The organism is Sphingomonas aracearum, from assembly GCF_003345355.1.
Taxonomy (GTDB): Bacteria; Pseudomonadota; Alphaproteobacteria; order Sphingomonadales; family Sphingomonadaceae; genus Sphingomonas; species Sphingomonas aracearum.
On sequence record NZ_QQNB01000004.1, the window covers coordinates 55272 to 79047 of the forward strand.

A 23776-nucleotide genomic window follows, 5' to 3' on the forward strand; every position below is an offset into this window, starting at 1 on the left:
AATGGATATAGGCCTTCTTCCATCGTCAACGGAGATGGAGAATGCGCGAACTGGAGTGGATGGGTAGTAGCAGGGACGACCTGGTCGACATGCCCGAGGATGTCCGAAGCGAGTTTGGACACGGCCTCTACCTAGCCCAGCTTGGAATGAGACACGTCAACGCCAAGTCGTACGGCTCGAGTATCGAGCTAATTGAGCGGTACGACGGCGACACCTATCGCTGCATCTACAACGTCAAGATCGACGACGATATCTACGTTCTCCACGCCTTCCAGAAAAAGTCGACGAGCGGCATCGCCGTTCCGAAGCACCAGAAGGAAACGATCGAAGCTCGACTGAAAGCGGCTCAAAGATTGGCTGCCGAGAAGAGAGCGCTACGCAAACAAGCCTTATAAAGGACCCCGACATGGCAGTCGAGCATGTGACCTCCAGTGGCAACGTCTTCGCGGATCTCGGCCTTTCGGATCCGGAAGGTCGTTTGGTGAAGTCCAAGCTCGCCGCCGCTCTTCAGCGAAGCATGGGCGAACTGGGGCTGACGCAGACCGCTGCCTCTGCTCGCATGGGCATGCCACAGCCCAAGCTTTCCAAGATCCTCCGCGGCCGTTTCGACGGCATCAGCGAAGCTTACATCACCGACGGGCTCCGGAAACTCGGCCACGATGTCGAGATTTGGGTCCGGCCGCGACATGAGGGGATCGGCGCGGTGCGGGTGCTGGAAACAGCCTAACCGCGTCGATCTGTGAGCGGCTCTCCTTGTGGGCGGCTAGAGAGTCTGGGGGTGACGCTTGGCGTCTTTTGGAATGACCTATCTGTCGCCGGACGCGATGCGCGAGGCGCGCAAATTCATGAACTCGGACCAGAAAGGGATTCGGGACGAGATCGGGTTCCTGATCGTCCACCAGCGTTACGCCGATCGGTTCTTTCCCGGCACGTCAGTCCTGCATACCCGCTTGCGCTATGTCCTCTTCGTGCCCTGGCTCTACCGCGATGAGCACCTCAAACCAGCCAAGGGGCAACGCGCACAGGAAAGCGTGAAGCGGCGCGAATATTTGCTTACCGGGCGCCTGATCAACGAGCCGGGCGGTGTGATCGGCAGCCGCAACTATCCCTCTCCGGTCGAGCAGCGTCCCAGCCAGGTCTATTGGGGTGCGCTGCAACGCTGGGGGCTGGTGCGCGAGCAGGAAGGCAGCGGTCCGCTTAGCCGCTATCAGGTCGAGCGGATGGTCGCGGGTAAGCCGGGCGCGCTACTGAAGGACGACGAAGGGACGCCGCTCGGAGGAGGATCCTGGCCGTTCGTCGTTCCGGAACCGGCCGACGATTGGTACGGGGAGGGCGAGGGTACGCTGAGCTTCGATCTCACTCGTAGCGAGCGGAAGTTCCTCGCCAAACGCCTGCGAAGCCTGACGTCGCCCAGAAATCCCGGGGCGAGATCGATCTTCTCGCTGCTGGTCGGGCACGACGTGTCGTCGAGCCGTACTGCTTGGGGTCCACAAGTCCGGGACCTTGCGGAAACCGAACGGCCAGCGCTTGAGCGGTCCGGCCACGCCGCTGCTCTCGCCGCGATCGGCCGCGGAGTTTACGCCGCTCAGGTGGAGACCCTGTGCGAGGAGCTAGACTGTAGCAAGCGCTCAGATACGCAACGCGCGGCACTGACCGGCATCGTCCAGCGCTGGAAGTCCCAGGCTGCTCGCTTGGACTGGCCAGCTTTTCTTGACGACATGAGGGACCGGACCGAGTTGGCTCCCGTCGTCTCTGTTGCACTTCACGACACGCTCGCATGGGTACGCGCCGGACACACCGATCCGATGCGGTTGGAGCGCGTGTACCGTGACGCCGAAGAGGCGCGAAAGGGGCGACGAGCGCGGCTCTCACGCAGCCAATTCGGCGTCGATCAGCGTGCGGACTGGGACAATGATCACCATCCGCAGGGTGCGCCGCTTCATTACCGCTGGGATCGGGTGCAGATGCTGCTGCAGGACCTCGTCGGCGCATGAGAACGGCGCCGAAGGACTTCCCTGGCCAGGCCTTTCTTGAGCTCCTGCGGCCACCCAAGCTGACCAGAACCCACTTCGCTCTGTTCGCCGCCTACTCCGCCGACCCGATCGTTCTTGGGGGCGCCCTGTTGAACCTCCACGCCCGCGGCCGCGACAATGCGAGCGGCAACAAGTCCGACTTCGCCGGTGCGATCGAAGCGCTGCGCGAACGGGTACGCTTCATTGTCCAGCGTGGCCGCATCCATCGTGGACCGAGGCTCCCGAAGATCGCGGCCGTGCTCGACCAGTTCGTGGTGGAGATGCCCTATCGGGAAAGCGCGAACAGCTGGCACCCGAAAGCCGCGCTTATCTGCTACCAAGCGGAGGGACCGCGACGGTTCTGGCGGCTTTGGGTCGGCAGCCGCAACCTCACCATGAGCCGCGACCTCGATCTCGGATTGGTGTTGGACGGCGAAAGCCGCCGCAGAAAGGGGAGCCAGATCATCGGCGGCATCGATGCGCTGGGTGCAACCCTCGCGCGCGCAGCCGAGCTGCCGAGCGTCGATCCGGACGATCTCGCGGATGAGCTCGGGACCGTGCGCTGGATCGCGCCGGACGGCATCGAGGTGTCTCGGATCGACCTCTGGACGCGCGGCTCGGAGCCGGTCGCTCCGCTCAATGCGGCGTCCGGAGACAAGATCGTCGTCCTGAGCCCGTTCCTCTGCGATGCTTTTGCACGATCTCTTGCCGACATGACCGAGGCAAGTGCGGACCGCACTCTGGTGACGACGCTTCCGGCGCTGCGCAAGCTCAGCAAGGAAGGTCGCACGGGCCTCGCCGATTTCAAGCTGTTGGCGCTTGGGGCACCCCTCCCGGACGGCGACGACGTCGCTGAGGTTGAGCAGACAGACCGGGAGCCAGCAACGGACGAAGAAGACGACGGTTCGGGCGGCGCTACGCATTCGGGGCTCCACGCCAAGCTGTTCGCGGCGATCCAGGGCGATCGGATCAAGATCGTCGCCGGCAGCGCCAATGCCACCGACCGGGCCTGGTCGGGCCGTAATGCGGAAGTCGCTGCCCGCTTTACCGGCGGCGGCGGCGAGATCGACGGCGTCCTAGCGATCGTCGGGTCCGCCACACCGGTCTCCGATGCTCTCCTGCAGACGCTGACGGAAACAGAAGCTGACACAGCCGAACTTGCTCTCGAAAGGCTGCGCTGGACGCTTGCGGACACGTCGCTCAGCCTGGACCGCAACGGCAAGAAATATCGTCTCACCTCTGGCGAAGCCCTGCCGCTGACGCCCTCAGTTCAGTTGGACGTAGGACTCGCCACGATGGCGCTCCACCGCTGGCAGCCCGGCGTGACGCACATTGAGCTCGGGGAGGTTCCGTTGTCCCTGCAAACGGATCTTGTTCAGTTTCGGCTGACGATCGGGGACCTGCCGCCGGCGTCATGGCTCCTGCGCGTGCCGGTCGTCCCGTCGATCGACGCGGAGCGGGACGCTGCCGCGATCAGCCGCTTTCTGAGCGTCGCCGGCCTGCAGGCGTGGCTGCGCGAGATGCTCGAGGGTGGAGCAGGGGCGGGGAGCGAGGACGACTGGGACACGGAGCCGGAAGCGGTTGCGCCCAAGCGGAGCAGCTGGAAGCATGACGGGCTCGCGCTCGAGGATATCCTGACCGCCTGGGCCAAGGACCAGACCAACAAGTCCGGTTCGTTGAAGCGTGTCGATGCCGTGATCGACCGCTATGTGGCTGCGGTCCTGGCTCATGGCGAGCACCTTACGCAGGCGGACAGAGACGATTTGACCGCCCTCCAGCAGACTTGGCGCATCGCGCGCGAGGTCCTGATCGCAAGATGAGCAGCACGCCGCGCGCCTTTCAGAACGCGACGGTAGGCGCTGCCGTAGCCGCGCTGACCGGTAAGGGCAGTCGCCGCTTTCTGGTGGCCGACGAGGTCGGCCTCGGCAAGACGACAGTCGCTCGGGAGGTCGTCCGGCAGCTGTCGCGTGGCGGTAGGAAGAAGTTCACGGTCTACTACGTCACCAGCAATGCTCGTGTCTCCGACCAGAACGCGGCGCGTTTGGTCGATTTTCTGGAGGACAAGCGCGCCAGGCTGCGGGCCCTTTCCAAGGTCGATCGGCTGTCGATGATCCCGCTCGATCAACGGCCGAACGACAAGGAGCCGCCATCGCCGCTCCGGCTCTATTCGCTGTCTCCTCAGACCTCCTTCCCGCCCGAAGGCACACGACCGACACCTGGCGCTGCGGTCGAGCGTGCCTTTTTGAGTCTACTGCTCGAACGCGCCGTGCCGGGGATATTGGAGACACTCCCCGAGCGCTTCATCCAACAGCGCGCGACCGTGAGCTGGGACGGCGCCTGCCGTACTGCGCAGCGGCTAATGGGCGGCATCGATCCGAAGCTTGTCGGCACCTTCCGCACCGCGCTCAAGTCGCGCTTCAATCCGGAGGGTAAACGGCCGGGTCTTCGCGAACGCATCGCGACAGCCGCACAGACAAAGCCCGAGGCGCGGACGCTGACGGTGTTGCGCCGCCTTCTTGCGGAGGCATGTCTCGAGGCGACCCCGCCGGACCTTATCGTCTTCGACGAGTTTCAGCGCTTCCGCGAGATGCTGGCACCTTCGAAAAGCGACCGGCTGGGGCGCGCCCTTCTCGGGATCGGCTCGAAAAAGCCTGCCATGCTGCTTTTGTCGGCCACACCCTATCGCCTGTATGGTGAGTCCTGGGACGGAAAAGACGGTCCTCAGGCTCACGAAGAGCTTTTCGACACGATCGAGTTTCTGACGCGCAGCACCGCCGTGCGGGAGGACGCCGAGCAGCTCTTTGCCAGCTTCGGCGAGATCCTGCGTGCGATCGGTGACGCAGAGGGCGACACCATCGATCCGCTTCTGAAGGAGCGTGCGGAAGCGACGCGCGACCGGATCGACCGCCTTCTGCGCCCCTGCATAGCACGTACCGAGCGCCCGCCCGCTATCGGCCTCGATCACCGCACCCGGCGCGATCCGCTGGCCCTTTCCCCCGGCGATCTTCATACCTTCCGGCACTTCGCCAGCAAGGTGTCAGACCGGAACAAGACCGCGGCCTCTGCCTACTGGCTGTCCGTCCCACTACCGGCGCAGGCGCTCGGGTCCCGTTACAAAATCGCCGACAAGGTCGAGTTCAGCCGCCAACCGGGCGTGCCGGTGCTGCGCTCTGCTCGACGCACCGGCGACGGCAAGGACGGCTGGGGCAGCCCGAAGCTCCGAGCCCTTCGCGAGATCGCGCGAACACCCGATCTCGCGCTCCCTTGGGTTGCCCCTTCCATGCAGTGGTGGCCGCTTGCAGGTCCCTGGGCGCACAGCCCGGCGCAGAAAACGCTTCTGTTCAGCCGTTTTCGCGCCACCCCGCAAAGTGTTGCATCCTTGATCAGCCTCGGTGTCGAGGACGCTTACCTCGACGTCGGGCCAACCGCCCGCCGGCGACCGTGGGAAAGCAAGCGGCTGGCTCCGCAGTCCGGCCTGCCCGTGATGTCGTTGTTCCATCCGTCGCCGTTCCTAGTCCGGGCGACCGATCCTTTGAAGGGCAACCATTCGTCCGCCCGCTACGCGCTACGCACGGTCACCGGACAGTTACGGAAGGCGCTCAGAGCTCAGAAGGTCGAGATCCGCAGCAAGCCGAAAAAGGACGCCGAACGCGCGCGTCCGCTTTGGAACCTCCTTGCCGCGATCGAGCGAAAGTCCGGCGATTTCGCGGCATCCCAGACGGCATGGAACGAGACGGCGGGGGCTGAGGCAGTGCTCGGGCGCATCGTCACCGAGCGCAACCACGTCGAGAGTATCGACTGGATCAGCGCCAAGGAGCTGCAACGCTTGGCCGAGATCGCCTTGGCCTCACCGGCGGTTGCTGTCGGCCGCGCACTGCTCCGGCACTTTCCGGCGGCCATCGAGGCAGACCACCTTTCGAAGCTCGTCTCGTTCTGCTGGCACAGGCTGCGTCCCTATCTCGACAACCGGGTGTTCTGGGGCCGGCTGGGCGACGGCAATCCCACCGAGGTGCTGATGGCGGCGGTCCGCGACGGCGGGCTCGAGAGCGTGCTTGATGAGCATTTCTGGCTCGCCCAAGGCCAGACCGACGCCCCAAATCTTCTCGACGAACTGGCATCGGCGCTGCACGCCTCGCTCGGTTGGTTCACCTTCCGCGGCATCCCGACCACATCGAGCTCGATCCGCCTTCGTTGCCACGCTGCCGTGCCGTTCAGCGGCACCGAAAGCGGCGATGCCGAAGCAGCGCAACGTGCGCTGAGCGAGTCTGAACCCGAAGCGCCGCCACGCGCTGAAAGCCTCCGGCGAGCGTTCAACACGCCATTCTGGCCCCATGTTCTTGCGACGACCTCGATCGGTCAGGAAGGGCTGGACTTCCACAGCTGGTGCCGACGCATCGTTCACTGGGATTTGCCATCTAACCCGGTCGACCTTGAACAGCGTGAAGGTCGCATATCGCGCTATGGTGGTCTCCTGGTGCGACGTCCGCTCGGCGCGCTGGTGCAGGACGACGCAGTGGCCGCGGCACGCACCGGTCGCTCACCTTGGACAGAGGCCGCAGCATTGGGCGAGCGCCGGTTCCAAGACGACACCGGGCTGTCACCTTGGTGGACGTTCAAGCATGCCGACATCGATCGCCACGTGCTCGCGTTGTCGAGGAGCCGTGACATCGCACGGTTCGATTACCTTCAGCGCCAGCGCCTGCTCTATCGCCTCGCGCTCGGCCAGCCGAACCAGGAGGATCTGGTCAATCATCTGGCAAGAGGCAGCGACACAAAGATCGCCGAACTGAGCGCACTGGCTTTGGACCTAAGGCCGCTTAAGTCGACCGTCGATCTTAGTCTGGCAATACATCAACCCGACGACAGGCAGGAAAGCTAAAGTTCGCGCAATGACGCAGCCAACTCTGATGCTGCCCCGTTGAAGCGATCGGAGCGAGGATCAGGTGTTTGACGAACTCGCGGACGCGAACGATGTGATTGAGGAGCCAGGGAAGTGCGTGACGGCACGTCACTCGGCAAGGTCGTGATCGCGCCCGCAACTGTGAACAGCGAAGCGTAGCACGGCTCGCGCTGACCGAACCGTCGGGAGCTGACATACTCTCTGGGGGTGAACATCGGCACGCAAGCCATCGCATGGTGCCTTGCGGCAGAGTTCGACAGGCCCGCTCCTGGATTGCGCCGTTCGGGTTGATGGTTATCGTGCAGGTTGGGAGTGCTTGGACGGTGAGGCATGCCATCGGCCTTGTCGTATTCACGCGCCGAATGAGCGATATTTTTTGAGGGGCACGATCATCCATGCATCTCGGCACACCGGAAGCCTATCTCAAGACGCTGGTTCGCCAATTGAACAGCGTGAACGTCGCCACCGGCTATCTGCCGGAGGAGGAGCGGGAGGAGTTCGTGCCCGAGCTGCATCGGGCGCTCCGTGCCTGTCAGATGATCAGCCTGATCTACGGCCACACGGTGATCGCCGTCGCGGGCAGCCAGGGGGCCGGAAAAACCACGCTGGTACGCGAGCTTTACGGCCTGGATGACAGCTGGCTGGCTGGCGACAACGGACAGGGTGAGCGGGTACCGGTGATGGTGTTGGAGGACGAGGCCGTGACCGCTCCACAAGGCTTCCTGTACCGCTGGACCGACGAGGTGGGAACGGAGGGGATGCGCGGCACGCCTGTGTCGCCCGCGGCGTTCGGGAATGCGACGCGAGCGTGGAGCGGCAACACGCTGGAGCTGCCGGTGCTCCGGGTACCCGTTCGGCATGCTGGCGGGCGGTCCAAAGCCGGCTTCATGCTGCTGCCTGGATACGAGGAAATCAACGACAGAAATGAGTCATGGCAGGCGTTCATGCGCCTGGCCCTAGTCGCCGCCAGTGCCTGCGTGCTGGTAACGGACGGCAGCCTGCTGGCGCAGCATCACGACACCATCCTGATCGATCTCAAGGAGCAGCAATTGGCCGGCGTCGAGCCGGTGATCGCGATCGCTAAGACGGAGAAAATGGCCGAGGAACGCCGAGCGGAGCTGCGTGTCACCGCCGCGACACGTTTCGGCGTGCCAGAGGGGCGCACCATCTGCACCGGCAGCGGGAACGCTACGGAATGGGAGGGGCCATTGCTTGCCGCCCTTGGCCGTCATGGCGGGGTCGGCGCGGAAACACGCGCGCGTCAGCTGAAGGATCTGGAGAAGCTTGGGCGTATGGTCGGAATCGTAGTGAACGAGGCTCGACGCGCCGTTCGAACGTCAGCAAATCTGTCCGACGACGGCGAGACGCTGCTGGACGTCCTGAGAGAGCTAGAGGATGCGGTCAGCGCGACGCGTTCCCGCTATGAAAGCGGGTTGAGTAAGGCTCTGGGCGGCGTTGCGAAGGCTGCCGGCGAAGCGGCCAAAGCAGACTATATCGCAGCTGAGATGGGCTGGTCGAATGCGGGCCGACAGGTGGCGGAATGGGCGTTGCTGGCGTCGCACAAGAGCGAGCAGCGCGCGGCCGACCGGCTGCGTGCGGCAATCCTGGAGGCCGGGGGTGGGGCGGCGTTTGCGTCGACGCACGCAGAGCTGCTGGCCGGCTTGGCCAAGGACTCGCTCGCCCTGGCCCTTGCTCCGCCCGTTCCGGCCAGCGGAGCGCTGGTCGAGCATGCAAGCACCCCGAGCGCGGAGTCCCTCGCTACACTGGGCATGCTGGTGACCGCACATCCGCCCAAAACGACGAGCCTTAACCTGATGCAGGCCCAGTCGCTCCGGCGGGAGATCCGGCAGCTGCCGGCGATCGCGGCCGGCTATCTATCTGCCATGCAAACCGCGGTTGCGACGTCGGCGGTGCCTGAAGAGGTGTCCGGGTTGCCCGACCTGCTGAAGGCGGGAACGGATACGATCAACAGCATGAACGGGCTGACAAAAGGGCTGGTCAAGGCCGCGGCGGCGGTGCTGGTGATCGATGCAGCGGATGGCGAGATCGACAGCATACCTGGCCTGGTTAACGGGATCGCCTCCGCGATCGGCTTTGCCGGGGCTGCCTCTAGCGGTGCCGCCGCAGGAACCGTGGCTGCCGGAACAGCAACCGGAACCGCGGCTGCTGGGACGGCAACTGGAACGGTCGCGGCCACTGTTGCGACAGGCGCCGGCATCGCAGTAGGTGCGGCCGTGGTCGCTTATGCCGGGATCGAGGTGCTGAGCCGCCATCAAGCCCAGGGCGCCGAACAGGCGAGGACGGCCGCCGTTGCCGCAATTCGCGACCAGAAGGTGCGTCACCTTGCAGCGTTCGACGAGATGATGGGCTGGCTCAAGGGGCGGGTAAACGAGCAATTGCAGATCATGCTGCGACTGGACGAGATGCTGGGCCACAGGCTGCGTGCGCAGCTCGCGATCAGCGACTTGGCGAACACGCGCGCCTGGTTCCAGGAAGAAGCGCGGGCGCAGATCGCCTGATGTCCAGCCTCTGGCGGCAGCTGCATGCCCGCACACGGGCGTGGGCGATTGAGGCGAACGAGACATGGCTCGCCTCGCTGTCGCGCGATGCGCGGGGTGGAGCCCAGCGGAACCCGGAAGCCAGAGTGGTCCTGTTCGGGCCGACGCAGGTGGGAAAGACTACGCTGCTGCTGACGCTGCTGGGCATCCGCGACGATGCGGCCGCGGAGGTGGAAACGGTGCTGCGCGGTGGCCGCGTCCATGGTCAATCGTCCACCGCGCTGCCGATGCGCTACCTGCGGTCGCGTGACAACCAGTGGCGAATCGATACGGCCGACACGCCCGGTCTGTCGGCGGAGGCGGTGCGCGCGCATCTGGGGACGGTTCGCGCCGCGGTAGAGGACGGGCGCCACCAGAGCACCGATCCGGTGACGCTGTTCCTTCCCGCCGACCACTTTGCCGTGGGTGAACCAGCGGTGCGCGTGTCCGTGCTGGACCTGCCCGGCATCGCCGCGGCCGCACCCAGGGAGCGGTTGCTGGTCGAGCGGATCGCCCGTCGGCATCTGCCCGCCGCCAGCCTGATCCTGCTGGTCGGCCACGCGTCTAAGCTCGGCATGCTGGACCCCGTTGAGTTGGGACGCCAGCTGGAGGAGCTGAAGGGCTGGATGCGCTCGCGGCTGCGCTACCGTCTGGTGCTAACCTACACATTCGACCAAGAATCAATGGAGCGCCGGTTCAAAGACATGCCCGACCTTGAGGCGGTGCGCGCGCACTTCGTGGAGCAGATCGGGCTGTTCGGTTTTCCCGTCGAACCGACGCTGAGCAAGCGGCTCTACCCATTGGACTTCGGCAAGAGCTGGAGCGATCAACTCGCGAAACCGGGGGCGTATCGCGACTGGGCGGCGGCGGTGCGGGCGCAGGGTCTGCACGCGCTGGAGGAGGATATCGCCCGATCCTGCGAAGGCGACACCCGGTTGCGGATCAGCCAGGAGGTGGGCGAGCAGACGGTCTGGCGTGTCGAGATGCTGCGCCAGGAGCGGACGGACGCGCTGACGGCCGCACGGAACGACCTGCGCCGGGGCCGAGCAAAGGTGCAGGTGGTGCAAAGGACAAAGACGCGGTGGGAGCGACGGCTGGACGACGCCACAAAGGCGCGGGACACGCTGAACGCCGCGCTGGCCGGGATCGAGGCCGTGGTTCGGACGCAGGTGACCGCGATCCCCATTGCTGTGAGCTACGCGCCCGACGGAACGCTGACCCTGATGGACGAGGAGGGCAAGCCGGTATTGCCCCATGTCGACGCGCTGGCGGCGTGGTTGCAAGCCGACCAAGACAAGCTCGTTGACGCGTGCGAGTGCATCGCGAGAACGCTGAGCGAACGGGCAGGCCTGCATCCCCCCGTGGCTGCATCAGAGTGTGTTGAAGCGATGAAGCAGGCCTACGACGCCCAGTGTGCGCAGCTTGGCGCGGGCAAGTACTGGACGTGGCTGTCCGGGCAATTCGCCGAGGATTGCCAGAGGCTGCAAAAGGCTGCCTTGGAGCGTCGTAGGGTGATCGTTAGAACCCTGCCCGCGCAGCTTCGCGACGCGGTACGGGAGGAACGGAGCAGGCGTGCCCGGCGACAACGGCAAGCGGTCGTGCGCTGCAGTAACCTAGACAAGCTGAAGCTTCGGCTGACGGCAAAGCTGGCTGATTCGCGCGCAGATTTCAGGCGCACCTGGAACGATCTGCGACAGAAGCGCGATGCTTTACGTCACGATCAGAAACGACTCGCTGACTTCGACGCGCATATGGCGCAAGGCTATGCCGCGGAAAGCTTGACGATCGGCAAGAGGATCATCGCAGCGACGTACGAGGGTAACGCCGCAGTGGTGCTGGCAAATCTGTGCGGCCTGCGCTTGGCCCGTCAAACACACCTTCTCATTTGTCCAAATGCTGCATGACCGACGCTACCGACCCCGACATCGAAGCATTGGAGAAGCTGCTGGAAAAGCTGATCGCCACTCCCGTCGAGAAGGTGATGAGTGAGAAGTTGAAAAAAACGCAGGGCGTTTTAAAGGCGCTCAGCAGCGATCTTAACGACATGAAGGATGGCTTGGACACATCCGGTAGGCAGGTCGAGACCATTACAATTAGCCTCAACCAGTTGGGCGATCAACTAGGATGCGTCGCCATGCAACATGAGCATTGGCACGCCGAATTGCGGGCGGCGCTCGCGACCATGACGGAGCAAAGAAACGCCCAGAATGAGTCGGCGGTACTCTCACAACGTAAACAGCTTCACCGCCTGCTCCTGCTCATGCCGAGTGCCGGTTTGCTCTCAGCTGCAGCGGTCGAACTAATTCATCAATTGCTTTAGGTAGTTAGCTCCGTATGCATAAAAATTAGAAGGCCGAGAAGAAATCTGAACGAAACTGAAGGCTGTTAAGCGTCTTATATTTAGATGGCCGCGATATTTTCTCGGCCATAATGGGTCGCAACTTGCTCAATCAGCCAACGGCTCGCGAGGCTATACCCAAGAACGCCGAGCAGGAGTGATGAGTAGGTGGCAGGCAGCGGAGCGAAGGTAGCGCGCGTCTATCTGCGGGTGAGTACGGTCGATCAGGACCTGGCGCGGCAGGAGAACATCGTGGCCGGCGCCAAGGCGGCCGGCTTCTACGTGGCAGCGGTGTACCGGGAGAAGGCGTCGGGCGCGCGGCCCGACCGGCCCGAGCTGTTGCGCATGGTAGCGGACCTGCAGCCGGGCGAGGTGGTGGTAGCCGAGAAGATCGACCGGATCAGCCGCCTGCCGCTGCCGGAGGCGGAGCTGCTGGTGCAGACGATCCGGGGCAGGGGGGCGCGCCTCGCAGTGCCGGGGATCGTGGACCTGTCCGACCTGGTGGCCGACAGCGCGGGCGTGGCGCGCATCGTGCTGGAGGCAGTGCAGGACATGCTGCTGCGGGTGGCGCTGCAGACGGCGCGCGACGACTACGAGACGCGCCGCGAGCGGCAACGCGAGGGCATTGAGGTCGCGAAGAGGGCGGGGCGTTACACCGGACGCAAGCCGGATCTCGCCCACCATCGACGCATCGTAGGTCTGCGGGAGGCGGGCATGAGCATCGCGAAAACTGCGGAGCTCGCCGGATGCAGCATAGCTCACGTCAAGCGCGTGACCGCAATCCATCGCTCGAGGGCGACTCCGCCTCAGCAGGGTGACTGAGTTCATGCATGTCTCATCGCCGATCGTAATGTTCTAAACAGCATCGCGGATCGGGCAAGGCGCTAGGGTCAGGATCTGTGCGGTACCGCCCCCCTACCGCATCGGCAACGTTGATTATCCTGCCGGGCGGCATCGATCAATCTTGCGCGAGCGCAGCGAACACATGTCGCATTTGTATAGAGGGAGGGGGATCGCTGCTTTCCTGAAGGGTCAAACCGGACCACAGCGAAAGAAGGATGCGCGCCAGTTGAATGCTCGGTATGACCGGCGTCAGGCCGGTACGTCGTAGTAGATGGGACATTACACCGGCGAAAGCGGACTCGTACGCGATCTTGACCGGTTCGAAGCGAGCACGGAACGCGGCGTTGCGACGTGCGTGCAGGTGAAGTTCGACCACCAGAACCGAATAGCTGGCGTCGACGGACAAGGCATCCAGACTGGCACCGATCGTATCCAGGATGGCTTCCGCCGTTTGATACCGGGTGTCTGCCACCAACATGTCGAACTTTCTTGCGAGGTTCGCCATATGCTCTTCGACCAGCGTGAAGAGCAGATCGTCCTTGCTGGCGAAATACGAATAGAATGCGCCCTGCGAAAAGCCGGCGCGTTCGCAGATGCCTCGAATCGAGGCGGCTGCGACCCCTCCTGCAACGATCAGCCCTATCGCGGCGTCGAGCAGTCGTGTCCGCGTCTCCATGCGCATCTCGGGACGCTTCCTGCGGCGTGGTACCGTCTGCGTCGTCGGTGTCGTCTCATAATCCACCGACACCAGATGCAGCCCGTTGGCGTCAAGGGCAACAGCCACACAGGCATTGCAACTAATATATCGCTTGATATGTTAATGACGCCCGCCTCAATGAAAGCCGTCATCCGTGACCACCCGCCGCCCCATCGCCTATCGCGACGATCTCGAAATCGAGCAGCCCGACGAAGCTGCGCTGACGCGTGAGATCGTGGCTCGAATGGCGGCGACACAGGCTGCTCACGCAGAGCGGCATCATCATGCGCACCGAGACGCACATGCGAAGAGCCATGCGATCCTGAAAGGGCGGATGACAGTCCATCAGGATCTGCCTGCCGAATTGGCGCAGGGCATCTTCGCCCACCCTGGCGAACATGAGATCGTAGCTCGACTGTCATCGGCGCCGGGTGATATTCACAGCGATGCAGTGCCGGCCCCGCGCGGCTTTGCGGTCAAGGTCATCGGCGTTGGGGGCGAGCGCCTGTCACCCACCCTCGGGGGGGCCAATCAGGATTTCCTGATGGTCAATTTTCCGACGCTCGCCTTTGGTACGATCGCCAAATACAAGGTCATGCTGGGTCTGCTTGAAAAGAACGCGGACGCGCCTGAGGCGGCGCAGCGGCTGATCGCCGCTGCCGCGCGTGGCGTGAAGGGCGCCGTGGAGGCGCTAGGCGGCAGCCCTAATGCCACGCTTGACGGACTGGCGCGCGACCATGCGAACATGCTGGGCGAGACATTTTATACGCAGGCGGCAATCCGCTACGGCGATCATGTTGCGAAACTGTCGCTGGCGCCGGTCGGGGGGGTGGCCGAACTGACCGGACGGCAGGTCGAGGCGGGCTTCTCGACCATGCGTGACGCGGTAGTCGACCATTTCCGGCACGCCGGCGCCACCTACGAATTACGCGCGCAGCTATGCGTCGACCCGGATACAATGCCGATCGAGGACGCGGCGGTCCTGTGGGATCCTGCCCTTTCACCGCATCGCGCGATCGCAACGCTGACCTTCCCTCCCCAGGATGCCTATGCCCCGGCCAGACAGGTGCATGGCGACGACCATCTCGCCTTCAACCCGTGGAACGGGGTCGCGGCGCATCGGCCGCTCGGCGGCATCATGCGAATCCGCAAGGCAGCGTATGAATCGTCCTCCAGCCAGCGGCACAGGCTGAATGCCGTGGCTCGGCGCGAACCACGCTCGCTTGATGAAATTCCGGACTGATCCGAACCAGAAGGAGCCGTTCATGGCCGACAGTAAAGATCCCAGGCTTGATGACGAAACCCGTCTGCAAGAGTTCCGTCGCCTCGCCGCAGAAATCGCCGCCGATGCCCCCACGCTGGCCAGGATCGCGATCGAAGGCTTGATCCGCAACCACAACCCTCTGTTCAAGGGCACCGCCGGGTCGGCGGGCCGGGCCGGCCGGCAATCGGGCAATGTGTCCGAACTGACTGCAATCGCCAAACTCAAGCCTGGCGGCGGCGACCGGCTGCGTCGCATCTTCAACCTGACCGGCGGCAATTTCGACGGCGCCCAGAAAGTTTCGACGCTGCATGACATGCGTTTCGTCCTGTTCGACGACGACACGCGCATCCTGTTCGCTACGGCGTACGACGGTGACTGGGATACCTATATCAACGACTTCGCGACCAAGATCCCTGACCTGATGGATCTCTTGTTCGCCAATGTCGAAGGGTGGCCGGGGATTGCCTCGCCTGACGTGAAGGATTTCATCGCCGATCACCAGATCGACGCGGCCGGTTGGTTCGTCGCCAACCCGCAGGTGACGGTTGTGGACGTGCGGCGGCTGCAGCGGATGGAGACGGCGCTCGATGCCTTCCTCGATACAATGGCCGGCAACACCGCTGTGGACCCCGCGACACGGGACGCGCTGGCCCTGCTGTCCAAGCAGGTGTCGGTGCCGCACGGAGTGGATTACTGATGGGTATCCTCCAGCACCTCAAGGACCGCTTCCGCCCTGACCGCGTGACGCTGCAGCTGGACGACATTCAGGCGTTGATCCTGCGCGCGCGGCCTGAACCGTATGTCGGCATTCACGCAATGCTTCACGTCGACGACGCCGCGGGTGGCCGCGATCTCCTGCGGAGGCTCGCGCCGCATATCCCTGCCGCAGCAGACTGGACCGAAGAGCTGACGGCATGGACCGGCGTGGCGATCAGTCACGCGGGTCTGAAGGCGCTTGGGGTGCCCGAAGGCTCGCTCGCCAGCTTTCCTCTGTCGTTTCGTCAGGGAATGGCGGCGCGCGCCGAGCAGCTGCGTGACGCGGGAGAGAATGCTCCCGAGCAATGGGAGGAGGCGTATCGCGACAATCGCTGCCACATCGCGCTCACCATCTTCGCTTCGGATCAGACCCGGCTTGACGAAGCCACCGACCGGGCAATGTCCGAATATCATGCATCGAGCGGCGTGACGCTGATCGGAACACATCGTTTCGGAGCCGATGCGGATGCCAAGAACCCGTTCGGCTTTCGTGACTCGGTGTCGCAGCCGACCGTCGCGGGTGCCGGGGTCGATCCACAGCCGGGGCAGGAGCGCGCGATCGCGCCGGGCGAGTTCATCCTGGGCGAGGACAGCGAAACGGGAGCGCCGCTGGAGATACCGCAGCCTGACGCGCTGGGGCGGAACGGTTCCTATGTCGTGCTGCGCAAGTATGACAGTCGACCGGGCGCATTCAACGATTTCGTGCGCGGCCAGGCAAACGATGAGGCGGCGCAGGAGCTGCTGGCCGCCAAGATGTTCGGCCGCTGGCGATCGGGGGCACCGCTGATCCTGTCGCCGACCCGCGACGACGAAGAGCTGGGCGCTGATCCGGCCCGGCGCAACGACTTTGATTTCTCGGGCGACAAGGCGGGAATTGTCTGTCCGCATGGCGCGCACATGCGCCGCCTCAATCCGCGCGGTGAGCGACTAACGATCCTGACCGACGAAAACATCCACCGGATCATCCGCCGCTCTTCCACCTTCGGTCCGAAATGGTCGGCCGACCTGACTGCTGCCGACGATGGCGAGGACGATCGCGGCATCTTCTTCATCTTCATCTCGGCACGTGCGTTCGACACGATCGAGTTTCTGCAGCAGGAATGGATCAATCGCGGTAATTTCATCGACCTGGGGAAGGAGCGTGATCCTGTGGTCGGCCTGCATGAGGAACCCGGACGCTTCACCGTGCCTGCCGAGCCGGTTCGTCGCCGTATAGACGGTGTCACCACGTACAACCGGCTGCGTGGCGGCGAATATATGTTCATGCCTTCGCTCACCGCTTTGCGATGGATCGCGGCAGGATCGTGGAACTGAGATGCCTGACCATGGTCCGGGCCGCTACGTTGAATATCGGCATCCGATCAGGGTCGGTCCGGGAGCGATCGACGATCTCGATCATGTGAACAACGCCATCTATCTCATGTGGATGCAAGAAGCGGTCAACGCCTATTGGCGCAAGACCGCGCCGCCAGAACAGGTAGAGACGCTCGCCTGGATCGCGCACCGTCATGACGTGGTCTATCACAGGCCCGCCGTGCTGCACGATCTGATCGTCGCCGTAGTGCGCGTCATTGGTCATCAAGGATGTCGTGCCCACTTTGAAACTCGCTTCGAGCGAAACGGCGAAGACGTTGCCATAGTTGAGTCTACGCTGGTGTGCATCGATCGCGGGTCCAGGCAACTTGTGCGTATTCGTCCCGATCTTGCTCAGCATTTCTATCTTCGTGACACTGAAGCAACTACGGCTAGTGGAGCCATGCGATGACCAGACAGATCCTCCGCGCCGTTACGATAGCCGCAATGGCGTTTGTCAGTGGATGTACCACGGTGGAGCGCGTGCCGTTCACCGGGGCGCAAAGTGCCGCGGCCGCTATTGCCGGTGCGCCGGAGGTCCGTTTCTGGGCGGATCTGCCGGATGCCGCGCAGCGGATGCGACCCGATGTGCCGGCCGGGCAGCCGGTAACGATGCTGGCCCTTTCGGGTGGTGCTGACGAGGGTGCCTATGGCGCCGGTGTGCTCAACGGCTGGACGCAGAGCGGCACGCGTCCGGAGTTCAGCGTTGTCACCGGGGTCAGCACCGGGGCATTGATCGCTCCCTTTGCCTTTCTGGGCAAGGAAGGCGATGCATCGATCGCCCGGTTTTACACCAGCGTATCCGCAAGGGACATCTTCCATCCCCGCTTCCCACTTGCGATACCGGGATCGACCAGTGTCGCCTCCACCGCACCGCTTGCGAAACTGATCGCACGTGAGGTGACACCGGAACTTGTAGCGCGCATCGCGGAGGAGCAGGCCAAGGGGCGCCGCCTGTTCGTCGCCACCGCCAATCTCGACGCGCAACGCAGCGTGATCTGGGATATGGGGGCAATCGCCGCCAGCATGTTGCCGGACAAGGTCGAGCTGTTCCGGCGGGTATTGCTGGCATCGTCGTCCATTCCTGTGGTGTTTCCCCCGGTGGTGATCGACGCGTCCAGCAACGGGGCGCCCGTACGCGAGCTTCATGCCGATGGCGGGACGACCGCTGGCATCCTCGCAATCCCGCCGCAGCTCGCGGTCAGCGACGCGCCGATCGGGGACGCCGCCCGGCTGCACGTCTACCTGTTGATGAACAGCAGGCTTGGCGGCGATTTTCAGATGGTGACGCCGCGGCTCGTCCCGATCCTGAAGCGCGCCTTCGCGCTCAACCAGCAGGCAGCGCTGCTGACACTGGCGGAAACCAGCTACGTCTACGCGCATCGCCACGGCATCGACTGGAACTTGACGTTCATCGGGAACGACGTCGCACCCAGCGACCGCCTGTTCGAGAAGACCTACATGCGACGCCTGTACGCCTATGGCGTCGAGCGGGGACGCACTGGTTCGTGGCGCAAGACGCCGCCCACCCCGGCCGATCTTGCCGTCGCGGATCGTCTCGATCATCAATAGAACAGAATCATCGCGGTCGTGGTTCGTCGATTGCCGCGTATGGCCGGGATGACAGAATTGACGATGATCGGGGGCTGGGCAGGGTTCGGGATGGCACGCGCGACAATAATCGCGGCATCGCTGATGCCAATCGCTGCCGGCGCGGCAGCACAGGACGTCGCCATGACGTTCGATGCGGCAAGCCGACGCCTGGAGACGACCTCGCCAGCGCTGGCGGCCGCCGACCACGCAGAAGATGCGGCGCGCGAAACGGCAGCCGCGGTAGCGACGCTCAGGCGTCCGGTCGTTACCGCGTCGGCGCAGTACATTGCATATCAGAAGACGCTGGCGGTCGATCTGACCGGACAGAAAGAGGATGCGCGCGATGCGACGCAGGATTTCCTGTCCGGCATCCCGATGACCGTCCCGCCTGCGTTTCAGCAGATTGCATCCGACATCGTGGGCAGGATCGGGCAGGCTTTGCCCGGCCTGTTTACCGCGATCCCCGACCAGCTGAGCTATCGCTACCGTGACGATGTGTTTCGTCCAACGGTGCAGGGGGTACTGCCGCTCTATTCCGGCGGAGCGATACCTGCGATCCAGCGCGGCGCCCGCGCAGCCGCTGAGATCGCCGCGGCGCGCGCGGCGCAAGGGCGCGACCTCGCGCAGCTCAACCTCATCCGCGTCTATTTCGGCGAACAGGCCGCTGCGGCGCTCGCCGCGTCGGCGCGGGAAAGCCGCGACGCACTCGACCGGCTGCTGTCGGACGTTCGCAAAATGGAGGCCGCGGGGGTCGTTGCTCACGCGCGCACGCTCGAGGCGCAGGTTGCGCGCGACACCGCCGAGCGAACCTGGCAGCGCGCCGCGATCGCCCACGATGGCGCCCGGGACGACCTTGCCCGCCTGCTTGAGGTGGACCGGGTACGCCCCACCACCGGTCTCTTTGTCGTCAGTCATCCGCTTGCGCCCGCGGGCAGCTTCACCGGCGGCGAGGCAAGATTACCACAGACGCGGCAGGCCGACGCGGCAGGTGCGGTCGCCCGCGCCGGCGTGGATCTTGCGAGATCGCGCTACCGCCCGCAGGCGTTCGCGTTCGGCGAATACAATCTCAACCGATCGAATGCATTGCCGACCGAGCCTGACTGGGTGGCCGGAGTCGGCGTGCGCTACACATTGCTGTCCAACGTCGATCGTCGCCATGCCCTGAACGCAGCAAAGGCAAACGCCGCGGCCGCCGACGATGCCGCGCGTGAAGCGCGCAAGAGCGCGATTACCGCGACGTTGCGCGCGTGGGATCTGGTCGAATCGGCACGGCGCGCCTTCCTGCTGACCGACAGTTCGCTCGCGGCTGCACAGGAGAATTTGCGAGTGCAGGAGATTGCGTTCCGCGAGGGAGAAGCAACGATGACCGCGGTGCTAGCCGCGGAAGCCGCCCTTGCCACGGCCCGCACGCAGCGGGCGGCGATCGCCTATGAATATGACCTCGCGCTGGCGGCGCTCCTGTCGGCATCGGGCCAACTCGATACGTTCGCGGATCATATCGCCGGCGCCGACATCCATCTGCCCACGGATGCCCGCCCATGACCGATCCGGCAGTCGACGTCGATCCTGCCGCCCACTCGCGCCGCGCGCGCTGGTTGCTGTGGATCGGCATCGCCGTCGTCGTCGTAATCGTCGGCCTCGGGCTGTGGCTGGCGAGCCGTCCCGCGCCCGAACAATGGCAAGGCGAGGTGGAGGCAGATGAGATCAATGTTGCCACCAAGGCGCTGGCTCGTGTGGAGACGCTGGCGGTGGACGAGGGCGACCGGGTCCGCCGCGGGCAGGTGATGGCGATCCTGTCGGCGCCGGAGATCGATGGTGGTCAGCAGCAGGCGCAGGCGGCGCTCGACAGCGCACGGGCGCTGCAATCGGTGGCGATCGAGGGGGCCAGGGCGGAAGACCTGACCTCGTTGCGTTCCACCTGGCTGGCGGCACAGGCGACGGCCGACCTGGCCGCGGTGTCGAGCCGCCGTGCCGACACGCTTTATGCGCAAGGTGTTATCGCCGCGCAGCGCCGCGACGAGGCTCATGCCGCGCGCGACAGCACCGGCCGTGCGGCGGAGGCGACAAAGGCCCAGTACGACAAGGCACGCGCCGGCATCAGGCCGCAAAATCGCACGATCGCCGACGCGCAGGTCCGCGCCGCCAGAGCCGCGACCGCGACCGCTGCCGCACTGGAGCGCGAGAAGCGGCTCGTGTCTCCGATCGACGGCGAGGTGTCACGCCGGTTGCTGCGCCCCGGCGAGATCGTGAGCCCGATCCTGCCGGCGTTTCAGGTGATCGACGTCGATCACCCGCACGTTGCGTTGACCGTGCGCGAAGATGCCTATCACGGACTGACCCCCGGTCGCCTTCTCGTCGGCCACGTCCCGGCGCTCGGCCGCGACCTACGGTTCCGGATCAGCCACATTGCGCCGCAAGGCAGTTTTGCAACATGGCGCGCCACGCGCCAGTCGCGCGGCTATGACGTCCGCGCGTTCGAGGTCACGCTGAAACCCGAAGGCGGGGCGCAAGGGTTGCGGCCGGGCATGAGCGTCCTGTTCGAACCGCCGGCGTGACGCCCGCCATGGTCACCCTGTATAATGCGTGCCGGGCCGAATGGGGCCGCATCATTTCGACGCCCGTCGATCTGGCGTTGCTGACTGTCATGCCGCTAATCTTGCTGGGCGCGATGGCAGCGATGCTATCTGCAGGATCGCCGCACCATTTGCCCACCGTCATTGTAGATCGTGACGGCGGCGTGCTGGCCCGGCGCATCGTGCGCGCCATCGACGCCTCCCCAGGCCTGCGGATTGTCGGCCGGGTGCCCGACGTTGCTGCCGCGGTGACGATGATGCGGCGCGAACAGGCGGTCGCCGCCGTGGTGATCCCCCGGGGCGTCGGGACCCGTAATGCCGGTCGCGCCCCGGTCGAGATATTCCATCAGGCGGCGTTCCTGTCGACGGGGGCACTCGCGGCGACGAACCTGCGCGTTGCAGTGGCCGCCACGCTGGCGCAGTACGGGGCGTCCACCCACGGCCTGGCGGGACTGGCCGCGGTCGATCCGGCGTTGCTGCCCGGCGTGCAGGTGACGGTGCTCGGCAATCCATCGCTCAGCCTGGAATGGTATCTAGGACTGCTGCTGGGCCCAGGGGTGTTGCACCTGCTGATCGCGGTTGCCTGCGTGGGAAGCATCGGGGTGCTGATGAACGATGGCTCGTTCGCCGCGTTCGCCGTACGGGGTGGCGTTGCGGCAACGCTGGCCGGGCGGCTTTCTCCTCATGTGATTGCGGGAACGTTCTGGGGTGTTGCGTGGCTGCTATGGCTCACGCTCGCACAAGGCTATCGCGCAGACGGATCGCTGCTGCTGATCGTGGCGGGGCAAGCATTGCTGTTCGTCGCCACCGCGGCGGTCGCGCTATTGCTCGTCGCTGCAACGCGCAGCATTGCCACCGCCTTGTCGGGCGCTGTCATCGTTGCGGGATCGGCGCTCGCCTATTCGGGCGCTTCGCTGCCGATCGATGGCGCGGGCCTGTTCGCGCGGGTCTGGCACCAGGTGTTGCCGCTGACCCACTACATGACGCTGCAGATGGATCAGGTGCTTGGTGCCTCCGCCGGGCCGTTCCTGAAGGCAGCGGGAACGCTGCTGCTGTATCCGCTGGTCGCAGGCGGCCTGGGCATAATCCTTATCCGCCGTGACCGGGAAGGCCGATGACGTTTCGCGCGGCTCTCGAACACACGCTATTGACGATCGTCACCACGCGCGATCTCCTGTCGCTCGCGATATTGTCGGTGCTGCTCTATGCCTTCTACTATCCAGCGCCCTATGCGCACCAGTCCGCCCGCGCGCTACCCGTGGTGGTTGTGAACGGCGACGGCGGGACCGCCGCGCGCCGCCTGCTCGACGATCTCGGCGAAACGCGCAGCGTCCGCGTCGTCGGCGAGGTTCCCGACATGGTCGCCGCGCGCGGTGCCGTGCGTGACCGGAAGGCGGACGGCATCCTGCTGATCTCGCGCGATTTTACCGGCGGCGCGCTGACGGGTAGAGGTACGGCGGGCATCGCATTGTGGCTGAACGGGACGTATCTGCTGCGTGCGCAGAGCATCGGCACCGGCGTCGCCGCGACGCTGGCCGGCGCGATCGACCGCTGGCGCGCGGCGCAAGGCGGTGCCCGGCTTGCGGCGATGCCGACGATCCTTGTCCACCCGTTGTTCAACACCACGCTCGGCTACCGCGACTACATTTTCCCGGCGGTCGCCAACATCATCCTGCAGCAGACGCTGTTGCTCGCCTGCGCCCGGCTGATGGCGGAACGCCAACGCCGCAGGGAACGGCGGATGTCCGTCGCAGCCGCGCTTGGCATGTGGGCGGCATGCACCCTTGTCGGCGTGCTGTCCGCCTTGCTCTATTTCGGAATGATCTATTGGATCCAGGATATCCCGCACGCTGGGGCGCTGCCGGCGCTCCTCGTCACAGTTCCTGTCTTTGCGGCAACCGTGGCGGCGCTCGGGCTGTTGCTGGGTAAGTTGTTCAACAGCGGCGACGATGCATTGAAGATCCTGTTGCCGACATCTGTGCCGCTCGTGTTTCTAGCGGGTTTTGCCTGGCCACTCCACGCAATGCCGGGCTGGCTTTCTGCGCTGGCCTGGTTTTCCCCCGCCACCTGCGCCATGCATATTTTCGTTCCTTTAAATCAGATGGGTGCAAGCTTGGAGGACGTATTTGGTCCACTGGCCAAGCTTATGGCACTCTTGGCGCTTTATGGAGGGCTGAATATCTGGAGTAGCACCAACAGCGCGCGTTGAATTTTTCAACAGCCACGATCGATTTTGATCCGCGCCCATGTGAGAACGTCTAGCAGGCGCGGAGCGTGTATCAAAACACATTCTCGATTGCGGTTGGTCGTGTTAGGCACGTGAGATGAGTTTTGAGAAGGTGCCATGCTGATCGGCTATGCGCGGGTGTCGACCCCCGAACAGGATCTGACGCCGCAACTCGACGCACTACGCGAAGCGGGGTGTGAGCGGACCTTCAGCGACAAGGCGAGCGGTGCGAAGGCGAACCGGATCGGCTTGGCCGATGCCCTGTCACACGCTCGCGCCGGCGACGTGCTGGTGGTCTGGAAGCTCGACCGGCTCGGCCGGACGATGAAAGGCCTGGTCGATCTTGCGGCCGAGCTGGCGGAGCGGGGTATCGGCTTCCGCTCGCTGACGGACGGGATCGATACCGCCGGCACCGCCGGCAAGCTCGTCTTCCACATCATGGCGGCCATGGCGGAAATGGAGCGGGACCTGAACCGCGAGCGCACGACGGCCGCACTGATGGTGGCGAAGCGCGAGGGCAGGGTAGGCGGCCGCAAGACAGTGATGACGCCCAAGCGGCTCGAGGCCGCCCGCAAGCTCCTGGCCTCCGGAATGCCGATGCGCGAGATCGCGCCGGCGATCGGCGTCTCGGTCCCGACACTTTACCGCCACCTTCCCGCGCCGGAATAAGAGGCGATCAGCGC

The 23776-nt window shown here is 64.7% G+C and carries 21 protein-coding genes; 19 read left to right on the plus strand and 2 right to left on the minus strand.

All coding sequences use genetic code 11. From position 1 onward, the window contains the following. The first annotated feature begins 41 nt into the window (after nt 1–41). The 9 genes from DVW87_RS15925 (at nt 42) to DVW87_RS15965 (ending at nt 12609) form a co-directional block, all read left to right on the plus strand. Nucleotides 42–395, plus strand: coding sequence for a type II toxin-antitoxin system RelE/ParE family toxin (locus tag DVW87_RS15925; RefSeq protein WP_114688826.1), 354 nt, complete (start codon nt 42–44; stop codon nt 393–395). 11 nt (nt 396–406) lie between these two features. Beyond that, complete coding sequence (locus DVW87_RS15930) at nt 407–727, plus strand: helix-turn-helix domain-containing protein (RefSeq protein WP_063690326.1); 321 nt, start codon at nt 407–409, stop codon at nt 725–727. A 73-nt stretch (nt 728–800) separates the two neighbouring features. After that, a complete protein-coding gene (locus DVW87_RS15935; RefSeq protein WP_078462367.1) occupies nt 801–1994 on the plus strand; it encodes a DUF6361 family protein in 1194 nt (397 codons plus the stop codon). Then, on the plus strand, nt 1991–3832 hold the full coding sequence (locus DVW87_RS15940) for a phospholipase D family protein (protein ID WP_114688827.1): 1842 nt from the start codon (nt 1991–1993) through the stop codon (nt 3830–3832). Before DVW87_RS15935 ends, DVW87_RS15940 begins: the two co-directional genes overlap by 4 nt. Beyond that, the gene (locus DVW87_RS15945) at nt 3829–6891 is read left to right on the plus strand and encodes a DEAD/DEAH box helicase (protein WP_114688828.1); all 3063 of its coding nucleotides are present in this window, start codon (nt 3829–3831) and stop codon (nt 6889–6891) included. Before DVW87_RS15940 ends, DVW87_RS15945 begins: the two co-directional genes overlap by 4 nt. Nucleotides 6892–7307: 416 nt before the next feature. After that, nucleotides 7308–9431, plus strand: coding sequence for a hypothetical protein (locus tag DVW87_RS15950; RefSeq protein WP_114688829.1), 2124 nt, complete (start codon nt 7308–7310; stop codon nt 9429–9431). Then, entirely contained in the window at nt 9431–11353 is a 1923-nt protein-coding gene (locus tag DVW87_RS15955; RefSeq protein ID WP_114688830.1) for a hypothetical protein, read from the plus strand. Before DVW87_RS15950 ends, DVW87_RS15955 begins: the two co-directional genes overlap by 1 nt. Further along, nucleotides 11350–11769 carry a hypothetical protein gene (locus DVW87_RS15960; RefSeq protein WP_063690332.1) on the plus strand — a complete coding sequence of 140 codons (420 nt, stop codon included), beginning with the start codon at nt 11350–11352 and terminating at the stop codon, nt 11767–11769. The genes DVW87_RS15955 and DVW87_RS15960 overlap by 4 nt, the downstream gene beginning before the upstream one ends. A 186-nt stretch (nt 11770–11955) precedes the next feature. Next, nucleotides 11956–12609 carry a recombinase family protein gene (locus DVW87_RS15965; RefSeq protein ID WP_063690335.1) on the plus strand — a complete coding sequence of 218 codons (654 nt, stop codon included), beginning with the start codon at nt 11956–11958 and terminating at the stop codon, nt 12607–12609. Between the two features lie 136 nt (nt 12610–12745). Here the strand turns inward: DVW87_RS15965 and DVW87_RS15970 are convergent, their stop codons facing one another. After that, nucleotides 12746–13414, minus strand: a complete 669-nt coding sequence (locus DVW87_RS15970; protein WP_066693440.1) for a TetR/AcrR family transcriptional regulator — start codon at nt 13412–13414, stop codon at nt 12746–12748. 67 nt (nt 13415–13481) lie between these two features. Here DVW87_RS15970 and DVW87_RS15975 point away from each other — a divergent pair, with 67 nt between their 5' ends. From DVW87_RS15975 to DVW87_RS15995, 5 genes are all read left to right on the plus strand, one after another. Next, nucleotides 13482–14570, plus strand: a complete 1089-nt coding sequence (locus DVW87_RS15975) for a catalase family protein (protein WP_239017960.1) — start codon at nt 13482–13484, stop codon at nt 14568–14570. Between the two features lie 22 nt (nt 14571–14592). Next, nucleotides 14593–15288, plus strand: coding sequence for a hypothetical protein (locus tag DVW87_RS15980; RefSeq protein ID WP_114688831.1), 696 nt, complete (start codon nt 14593–14595; stop codon nt 15286–15288). A 74-nt stretch (nt 15289–15362) separates the two neighbouring features. Beyond that, on the plus strand, nt 15363–16661 hold the full coding sequence (locus DVW87_RS15985; protein WP_239017961.1) for a Dyp-type peroxidase: 1299 nt from the start codon (nt 15363–15365) through the stop codon (nt 16659–16661). 1 nt (nt 16662) lies between these two features. After that, nucleotides 16663–17112: an acyl-CoA thioesterase gene (locus tag DVW87_RS15990; RefSeq protein ID WP_069319930.1), complete on the plus strand. Its 450-nt coding sequence runs from the start codon at nt 16663–16665 to the stop codon at nt 17110–17112. After that, nucleotides 17109–18272, plus strand: coding sequence for a patatin-like phospholipase family protein (locus tag DVW87_RS15995; RefSeq protein WP_114688833.1), 1164 nt, complete (start codon nt 17109–17111; stop codon nt 18270–18272). The genes DVW87_RS15990 and DVW87_RS15995 overlap by 4 nt, the downstream gene beginning before the upstream one ends. On the opposite strand, the gene DVW87_RS18160 is transcribed toward DVW87_RS15995, so the two are convergent. Further along, nucleotides 18266–18436, minus strand: coding sequence for a hypothetical protein (locus DVW87_RS18160; protein ID WP_181814879.1), 171 nt, complete (start codon nt 18434–18436; stop codon nt 18266–18268). The genes DVW87_RS15995 and DVW87_RS18160 overlap by 7 nt on opposite strands. Here DVW87_RS18160 and DVW87_RS16000 point away from each other — a divergent pair. The 5 genes from DVW87_RS16000 (at nt 18435) to DVW87_RS16020 (ending at nt 23762) form a co-directional block, all read left to right on the plus strand. Beyond that, on the plus strand, nt 18435–19835 hold the full coding sequence (locus tag DVW87_RS16000; protein WP_239017962.1) for a TolC family protein: 1401 nt from the start codon (nt 18435–18437) through the stop codon (nt 19833–19835). The genes DVW87_RS18160 and DVW87_RS16000 overlap by 2 nt on opposite strands. After that, nucleotides 19832–20848 carry an HlyD family secretion protein gene (locus DVW87_RS16005; RefSeq protein ID WP_114688835.1) on the plus strand — a complete coding sequence of 339 codons (1017 nt, stop codon included), beginning with the start codon at nt 19832–19834 and terminating at the stop codon, nt 20846–20848. Before DVW87_RS16000 ends, DVW87_RS16005 begins: the two co-directional genes overlap by 4 nt. A gap of 8 nt (nt 20849–20856) precedes the next feature. Next, complete coding sequence (locus tag DVW87_RS16010) at nt 20857–21984, plus strand: ABC transporter permease (protein WP_114688883.1); 1128 nt, start codon at nt 20857–20859, stop codon at nt 21982–21984. Next, entirely contained in the window at nt 21981–23075 is a 1095-nt protein-coding gene (locus tag DVW87_RS16015; protein WP_114688836.1) for an ABC transporter permease, read from the plus strand. Before DVW87_RS16010 ends, DVW87_RS16015 begins: the two co-directional genes overlap by 4 nt. Nucleotides 23076–23210: 135 nt before the next feature. Beyond that, a complete protein-coding gene (locus tag DVW87_RS16020) occupies nt 23211–23762 on the plus strand; it encodes a recombinase family protein (protein WP_114688837.1) in 552 nt (183 codons plus the stop codon). Nucleotides 23763–23776 lie beyond the last annotated feature (14 nt).